The sequence below is a fragment of the Atopobacter sp. AH10 genome (assembly GCF_003664595.1).
Classification (GTDB): Bacteria; Bacillota; Bacilli; order Lactobacillales; family Aerococcaceae; genus Atopobacter.
Genome location: NZ_QXPZ01000044.1, coordinates 1 through 2,954, shown reverse-complemented (window position 1 = coordinate 2,954; position 2,954 = coordinate 1). Strand labels below are relative to the sequence as shown.

2 protein-coding genes are annotated in these 2,954 nt (G+C 36.0%); one reads left to right on the top strand and one right to left on the bottom strand.

The features are described from left to right. The first annotated feature begins 468 nt into the window (after nt 1-468). A complete protein-coding gene (locus tag D3H64_RS10270) occupies nt 469-1,080 on the top strand; it encodes a hypothetical protein (RefSeq protein WP_158589262.1) in 612 nt (203 codons plus the stop codon). Between the two features lie 196 nt (nt 1,081-1,276). On the opposite strand, the gene D3H64_RS08600 is transcribed toward D3H64_RS10270, so the two are convergent. Beyond that, nucleotides 1,277-2,584, bottom strand: coding sequence for an ISL3 family transposase (locus tag D3H64_RS08600; RefSeq protein WP_121565839.1), 1,308 nt, complete (start codon nt 2,582-2,584; stop codon nt 1,277-1,279). Nucleotides 2,585-2,954 lie beyond the last annotated feature (370 nt).

Genomic DNA, 2,954 nt, shown 5'->3' with positions numbered 1-2,954 from the left:
AGCTCTCCCTTTGTGAAAAATTTAGGGGGTGGCTAACTTGTACTTGAAATTTACGATCAAAAAAAAGAATAAATAATTAAATATTTAAACAAATAAAAAGGCTAACATACAGATATCTAGATGGGCGAACTCTAAAAAAAGATGTGAAAGAAATAAAAAATAAAGAAAAAAAGCAAAAGAAGACTTGAATAGTTGAAGAAGAAAAGAATGATGCTGTTCAGAAAAGTTTTTGTAACAAAAATGACAAAAAAGGGCGGAAAAGAGATGAAAATGCTAGTGAAAGCAACCAATATAAGGGGTTTGACTTGGGCTAGATGAGAAGAAAAGTGCAAAAAAGGATGTAAATATCTAATGAAAAACTTTGAATAGGGAAAGTGGGTTGACTAGTAGTAGTAGTAGTAGTAGTAGTATGAGCCTATGAGGTAATATTTTTTTGCGGTTACCGATTACCATTAGGAGGGAAAAATAATGAAAAAATTGACAACTGTTACTTTGGCAGCTTTAGCAGTCGCTAGTTTAGGTGCCTCAACTGTTCACGCTGAAGGTAATCTATATGAGAATAAAGTAGATCCTAATACCGGTGTTCCTGAAACAGTTATTAAAGCTGAAGCAGAAAAGAAAGCTAAAGCTGAAGCAGAAAAAGCTGTAAACACTGGATATGCAACGAAAGAAGAAGCCATTGAAGCTGGTAAAGCTATCTTATTGAGAGCTCGCGCTAATAAGGAGCCTATTGGTGTTAATAAATTCGTAGGCGCTGTTCAAACAGCTACAGGGAATTATGTTGTTGATTTTAGCTTAACAGCTAAAGATGGTTATGTTGCTGTTGATGAAGTAAAACCAGAAGTAAAACCAGAAGTAAAACCAGAAGTAAAACCAGAAGTTAAACCAGAAGTTAAACCAGAAGTTAAACCAGAAGTTAAACCAGAAGCTAAGAAAGAAGACAAAAAAGCTGAAGTAAAAGCTGAAGCTAAGGCAGAAGAAAAGAAATTGCCACAAACTGGTGAAGTTATTATCAGCTCTTTAGCTGGTTTGAGCATGGTTGCTGCTGGTGCAGTTGCTCGTTTCGCTAAGAAAAACTAATTGAACTAGATTATTTAGGCACTTTGTCAAATTTTGTTGTTGGTAAATTTTTTAGAGAAAATCACTCTTCTTCGGGGGAGTGGTTTTTTATATTACAGATGATATTTATCCTACTTTGCCCTAAACAAGCTCATGCCTATTAAAGTGAGTCTGGGCATAGAGCGTTTATTGGATAAAGTAGAAGTGCGTGTGACCTTTACACAGCTACTGACAAGCGATTCATTTTTAAAAAGCATCTCTTCTTCAAGTGCTCGAAATTGCGAAAGCCGTAGGCGGTCTTCTTGATGGTTTTTATTTGATTATTCCACGCCTCTAAATGACCGTTGTTATAAGAGTAACTATAGGCGTTGAGAATGAATTCCTTATACTTATTAAATGTCTTTAAAGGCCTGTTAAAGTGTCTAAGAGCTCCTTCGAGTTTGTAAGAAAGTAAATGATCCAACGGATATTTTGACAGTCGTTTGAAAATGAAGAGACCTTCTTGATAAATGTCATAAGCCTTCTTTAAGGTGTCAGAATAGCTCAATAGCTGGTCAACGACTTGAGATTGATTGAGTAAGCCTTCAAATAATGGATAATTTTTGTATTCGCTTTGCTTGAGTTCAAAACGATTTTTGATCAGCAATTTCCAATAACGCTTAATCCGTCTATAGCCTTTCTTATCTTCTGAATTTCCTTTATTTAATTGATTCATTATTTCAATTCTGACTTTAGTAAAGGCTCTTGCCCAATGCTGGATAATATGGAATCTATCTAAGATAATTTTAGCATTTGGAAACACTTTTCTTACTAAAATCATATAAGGTGAATAGATATCCATAGTCACTGTTTTAACTTGAAGCCTGACAGATTCTGGATAGTTAAGGAAATAATGCGTAAGAAAGTGTAGTTTTCTATCTGGTAAGATATCCATTGGTCGATGAGTTTTGGCGTCGCTAAAGATAAAACTCATCGCATTAGGTGAACCATTACCTGCGTTGAATTCATCAAAAGACAAATGATGAGGGAGATAAGATTTGTGTTTTCTAGGTGTAGGCAAATCCTTATCCAACACCCTAACAACCGTTGAAGGTGAAACATTGACTTGTTGAGCAAGGTCTTTCATGGAAATGTTTTTAGTTAGCTCCATCAAAATTTTACGACGAATATTTTCTGATATATTACAGCCTTTTTTAATGAAAGATAGCTGAGGAAGAAAAGTATGCTGGCAATTTTTGCAAAGAACACGTTGTTTAGTCGCACGAAGTGCCGTTTTATAGCCATTGGTTTCTAAAAGACGGATAGTAGCGACACTTGTGCCATGCTTTATCATATTCTTTCCACCACAAGAAGGGCATTTAGTTTCGTTGAAAGGAGCATATCCCTGCAATAAAATTAATTGATGCCCGAACTTGTCTTTTGTAATGGTCTTAAACCCTGTAGACGGAAATTGAATTTCATTTGGGTCTATCCCAAAAAGTTGATTTATTTCTAAAGATTGAGAATGATTGGTGTCACAAGGCATATCTAAATTCCTCCCTTTTAGTATCGTAACTTAAGTATAGAGGAATTTGGATGTGCCTTTCTATCTATACTTAGTTGTTGTTGGTGAATGTAAGCCCTAATGAATTAGAAAACACTATCTGACCGAACTGGAGGAAAGAGTCCTTCATCGGGAGCAGCGTAAAAGGAAGTCAAGCGAATTACTTGCTGTGCCGAAAGGCTTACAGCAAGTTTGAGACTGACTAGCTGGGAGACCAAGGCTCCCAGTGGTCCCGCTGCATTTTCCCGGATGAAGGTAACTCTTATCCGAAAGAATCGGTCATTTTTGTGCTTTATATGTCATAGACAGACTTCAGTCTGTCTTTTTCACCAACAACAAAAAGTATAGAGCC

Excerpts from the sequence above, each read along its gene's own strand:
- D3H64_RS10270 (WP_158589262.1), top strand. The coding sequence starts at position 469 with ATGAAAAAATTGACAACTGTTACTTTGGCAGCTTTAGCAGTCGCTAGT.
- D3H64_RS08600 (WP_121565839.1), bottom strand. The coding sequence starts at position 2,584 with ATGCCTTGTGACACCAATCATTCTCAATCTTTAGAAATAAATCAACTT.